This is a genomic window from Burkholderia sp. HAN2018, assembly GCF_024704855.1.
In the GTDB taxonomy this organism is placed as follows: Bacteria; Pseudomonadota; Gammaproteobacteria; order Burkholderiales; family Burkholderiaceae; genus Burkholderia; species Burkholderia cepacia.
On sequence record NZ_QOBB01000352.1, the window covers coordinates 1 to 4,882 of the forward strand.

Sequence of the window (4,882 nt, forward strand, 5' to 3'; positions counted from 1 at the left end):
GGCCAGCGGCGCGACGCCGGCCTCGCCGCCGAGCAGCAGCGCGCCGTGGCCCATGTCGAGCACGGCCGCGAGGCTCTGCACGCCGCCGAGCTTGCGCACGTCGAAGGTCAGCCCGCCGTCGCGCGATGCGACGATCGCGCCGCCCTGCCCCACCAGCACGAGTTCGCCGCCGGTGAGCTGGGTCGCGCCGAAGTACGACACCGGCACGTGGCTGTCCACATGCGTCCAGGTCGCGCCGCGATCGGTGCTGCGCACCACGTTGCCGCGCATCCCGTATGCGACCCAGTCGCCGTTCGCGAGCATCAGCGCGCCGAACAGCGAACCGGCGTACGGCGACGGCAGCTTGTCCCACGTCGCGCCGTTGTCGGTCGAGCGCAGCAGGGTGCCGCTCTCGCCCGCGACCAGCAGGTTGCCGTGGCCGTCGCCGACGATCGCGTTGAGGTGACGGTCGCCGGCCGGCGTCTTCAGCGGCTGCCACGTGAGGCCCGCGTCGTCCGAACGCAGCAGCTGGCCGAAGCTGCCGGCCGCGAACAGCGGGCCGCCCGCCGCGCCCCACACGGACAGCAGCGGATCGGAATGCTCATGGTCGATGTGCACTTCACGCCAGTGCATGCCAGCGTCGTCGCTTCGGACGATCCGGCCGTCGTGGCCGACCGCGATCCCGAGCGTCGGCGTGATGAAACGCACCTGCGTGAGCGTCGATGCCTGGTCGGGCGTGACAGACGCCGGCCGCCAGCGGGCGCCCGAATCGTCGCTCAGCAGGATCACGCCGCGTTCGCCGACCGCGACGATGCGCGCGCCGGCTCGGGCGAGCCCGTTGATCTGCAGCCGGTCCGCATGGATCGCGGTGACCGGGAACGCCGGCAGCGGGCGCGGGGAAAACGCGAACAGCGCGGCGCCGAGCACGAGCGCCGACATCGCGAGTCCGGGCAAGGTTCGTTTCATGGCTTGTCTCCTGTTTCTGCGTTCGACGGCCGTTGGCGCGTGCGCGCCGACGACCGTCGCCTGCAAGTCTCCGGGCCGCCGGTCATGGCCGCGGCCTCGAATCGTCGTTCGTGAATGGTTCGCCGGGTGTGCGGCGCGGCCCATCCGCGTGCCGCTACGTCCGCGACGTGCCCTATGCGCCGACCTCGAACAGCGCGGCGGCCCCCATCCCGCCGCCGATGCACATCGTCACGACCGCGTGCCGTACGCCGCGCCGCGCGCCTTCGAGCAGTGCGTGCATCGTCATCCGCGTACCCGACATCCCGAACGGATGGCCGAGCGCGATCGCACCGCCGTCGACGTTCAGCCGGGCGTCGGGAATGCCGAGCGTGTCGCGGCAGTACAGCGCCTGGCACGCGAACGCCTCGTTCAGCTCCCACAGCCCGATGTCGCCGACGGTCATCCCGAAGCGCGCGAGCAGCTTCGGAATCGCGAACACCGGGCCGATGCCCATCTCGTCGGGTTCGCAGCCGGCCACCGCGAGGCCGCGGAACGCGCCGAGCGGCGTCAGCCCGCGGCGTAGCGCCTCGCTGCGCGACATCACGACCACGGCCGCCGCGCCGTCCGACAGTTGCGACGCATTGCCGGCCGTCACGAACTCGCCCTGCTCGACGACCTTGCCGCCGCTCCACGACGGCTTCAGCCCCGCGAGCCGTTCGGCCGTCGTGTCGGCACGCACGCCTTCGTCGCGCGCCGCACGCAGATCCTCGTGGCCGGCCGGGTTGCCTTCCTTGTCGAACAGCGCGCGCCGCACGTCGAGCGGCGCGATTTCCGCATCGAAGCGGCCGGCCGCCTGGGCGTCGGCCGTGCGCTGGTGGCTCTGCAGCGCGAATTCGTCCTGCGCCGCACGCGAGATCCCGTAGCGGCGCGACACGATCTCGGCCGTTTCCATCATCGCCATGTAGGCGGCCGGCTGGTGGTCGAGCACGGCCTGCGAACGCGCGCGATACGCATTCTTGTGCTTGTTCTGCGTGAGCGAGATCGACTCGACGCCGCCCGCGACCACGATCCGCGCATCGCCCGCGCCGATGCTGCGCGCGGCGCTCGCGATCGACATCAGGCCCGACGAGCACATGCGGTCGATCGCCATGCCGGGCACCGATGCCGGCAGCCCGGCCGCCGCCGCCGACAGGCGGCCGATGTTGTAGCCCTGCGTGCCCTGCTGCGCGGCGCAGCCGATCAGCACGTCGTCGACGTCGGCCGGCGCGACGCCCGCGCGTTCGAGCGCGGTGCGCACCACGTGGCCGCCCAGCGCGGGTGCCTCGGTGTCGTTGAACATGCCGCGAAACGCCTTGCCGATCGGCGTGCGTGCGACGGAAACGATGACTGCGTCTTCCATGGGCTGGCTCTCTGAATCTAGAAGTAGTAACGGCTGATCGTGTCGGCCACGCAGCCGGGTTTCGCTTCACCTTCGATCTCGACGGTCACGCGAATCCATGCCTGCACGCCGCCGTCGAGCGGCTCGACGCGCAGCAGCTCGCCGACACCGCGCACGCGCGCGCCAACCTTCACCGGCGCGGGGAAACGGATCCTGTCGCAGCCGTAGTTGACGCCGAGCCGCGCGCCGTCGATACGCACGATCTGCGGCAGGAAATGATTGACGAGCGACAGCGTCAGGTAGCCGTGCGCGATGCACGCGCCGAACGGGCCGTCTTTCGCGCGCACCGGGTCGACGTGCACCCACTGGTGATCGCCCGTCGCGTCGGCGAAGCCGTCGATGCGGATCTGGTCGATCGCGAGCCACGCGCTCGCGCCGAGCGTGTCGCCGACGGCCGCCGCGAGTTCGCCGGGATGCGCGAACACGCGGGGCGTCGCGCGCACGGGGTCGAGGGTCGCGCTCATCATGCGTGCTGGCTGCTGACCGACAGCACTTCGCCCGTCATGTACGACGCGTAATCGCTTGCAAGGAACACCATCACGTTCGCGACCTCCCAGACTTCGGCGGCGCGCCCGAAGGCTTCGCGCGACGCCAGTTGATTCAGCAGGTCGGCCGGGGCCGACTTCTTCAGAAAATCGTGCATCGCGATGCTCGGCGCGACCGCGTTGATGCGCACGCCGTAGGGCGACGCCTCGAGCGCCGCGCAGCGCGTAAGCGCCATCACGCCCGCCTTCGCCGCCGCGTAGTGCGCCTGTTCCGCCTGCGCGCGCCAGCCGAGCACCGATGCGTTGTTGACGATCGCGCCGCGGCCGCGGGCCTGCATGTGCGGCAGCATCGCGCGCGTCATCCGGAACGTCCCGGTGAGGCTAATGTCGATCACGCGCGACCATTCGGCATCGTCCATATCGACGATGCGGGTCGACCCGCCGAGCCCCGCGTTGTTGATCAGCACGTCGACGCCGTCGAGCTTGTCCTGCGCGTCGGCAACGAGTGCCTGCACGTCGGCCTCCACCGCGACGTTGCACAGGCGGCCGTAGACCTGTTGGAGCCCCGTTTCGGCGCGCAGCGTTTCGACGGCCTGTTCGAGGCGCTTTTCGTGGATGTCGGAGATGAACAGCGCGCGGCAGCCTTCCTCCGCGCAGCGGCGCGCGGCCGCGAAGCCGATGCCGGCGCCGGCGGCGGCCGTGATCAGCACCGATTTGCCGGCGAGCAGCCGGTGGCCCGGCACGTAGGCCGGCGCTTTCTGGATCTGGGGTTCGGTCATGCGGTGCCTCGTGGTTCCCTGGGCATGCCGAGCCCGCGCTCGGCCATGATGTTGAGCTGGATTTCGTTGGTACCCGCGTAGATCGTGTCCGCACGGGAGAACAGGAATACGCGCTGCAGATGGGTGAGCTTTTCGTCGGCCGGATCGATCACGTTCGCGCGGGGCCCGAGCGCATCCATCGCGAGCTGGCCGAGGTCGCGGTGCCAGTTCGACCAGAAATACTTGTAGATCAGTGCCTCGCGGCGCAGCGGCGCGATGGCACCGCCATCGGCGTCGTCGGCGCCGGACAGCATGCGCAGCGCGTTGTAGCGCATCACGCGCAGCCCGGCCCATGCGCGGCCGATCCGCTGCCGCAGCACCGGGTCGCGGTCCGCGCCCGATTCGCGCGCGGCGTCGATCACCCATTCGAGTTCGCGGACGAACTGCATCTGCTGGCCGAGCGTCGACATCCCGCGTTCGAAACCGAGCAGCGTCATCGCAATCCGCCAGCCGTCGCCGGGCGCGCCGACGAGGTCGCGTGCTTCCGCGCGCGCGCCGTCGAAGAACACTTCGTTGAATTCCTCGCCGCCGTTGAGCTGCCTGATCGGCCGGATCTCGATGCCCGGCTGGTCGAGCGGCATCAGCAGGAACGACAGCCCCTTGTTGCCCTTCGACGCGGGATCGGTGCGCGAGAGCACGAAGATCCAGTCGGAATCGTGTGCAAGCGACGTCCAGACCTTCTGGCCGTGGACGCGCCACGTACCGTCCGCATCCTGTTCGGCACGCGTGCGCACGTTGGCCAGGTCGGAACCCGCGCCCGGCTCGGAGTAGCCCTGGCACCAGAACTGCGTGCCGGCGAGAATGCCGGGCAGGAAGCGCGCGCGCTGGTCGTCGGTGCCGCATGCGACGAGCGTCGGCCCGAGCAGCCCTTCGCCGATGTGGCCCATCCTTCCCGGGCCTCCGGCGCGCGCGTATTCCTCGTGGAAGATCACCTGTTCGGCCACCGAGAAGCCGCGCCCGCCGGCGGCGGTCGGCCAGCCGAGGCCGGTCCAGCCGCCCCGCGCCAGTTCCCGCTCCCATGCCTTGCGCAGATCGGGAAACGCTTCCTCGTCGCCGGGGCCGCCGCGATATTTCAGGCACGCGAATTCGCCGGTCAGGTGCGATTGCACCCAGTCGGCCACTTCGTGCCGCAATTGCTGTTCGCGCGTTTCGCTGTTCATTGAAGGGCTCCTGCGCGCGCGGCGGACGGGCGGGCGGGCGCCGCAACCGCGGCGGCG

5 protein-coding genes are annotated in these 4,882 nt (G+C 70.6%); all 5 read right to left on the bottom strand.

The features are described 5' to 3' along the window. Window positions 1-945: YCF48-related protein (locus DPV74_RS38950; RefSeq protein ID WP_119339128.1), on the bottom strand; the 945-nt coding region annotated here is incomplete at its 3' end. Window positions 946-1,117: 172 nt separating this feature from the next. Further along, entirely contained in the window at window positions 1,118-2,323 is a 1,206-nt protein-coding gene (locus DPV74_RS38955; RefSeq protein ID WP_027791721.1) for an acetyl-CoA C-acyltransferase, read from the bottom strand. Window positions 2,324-2,340: 17 nt separating this feature from the next. Next, on the bottom strand, window positions 2,341-2,826 hold the full coding sequence (locus tag DPV74_RS38960; RefSeq protein WP_059697767.1) for a MaoC family dehydratase: 486 nt from the start codon (window positions 2,824-2,826) through the stop codon (window positions 2,341-2,343). Next, window positions 2,826-3,626 carry an SDR family oxidoreductase gene (locus tag DPV74_RS38965; protein ID WP_060319685.1) on the bottom strand — a complete coding sequence of 267 codons (801 nt, stop codon included), beginning with the start codon at window positions 3,624-3,626 and terminating at the stop codon, window positions 2,826-2,828. The genes DPV74_RS38960 and DPV74_RS38965 overlap by 1 nt, the downstream gene beginning before the upstream one ends. Then, window positions 3,623-4,825, bottom strand: a complete 1,203-nt coding sequence (locus tag DPV74_RS38970) for an acyl-CoA dehydrogenase family protein (protein WP_119339127.1) — start codon at window positions 4,823-4,825, stop codon at window positions 3,623-3,625. The genes DPV74_RS38965 and DPV74_RS38970 overlap by 4 nt, the downstream gene beginning before the upstream one ends. Between the last annotated feature and the right edge of the window lie 57 nt (window positions 4,826-4,882).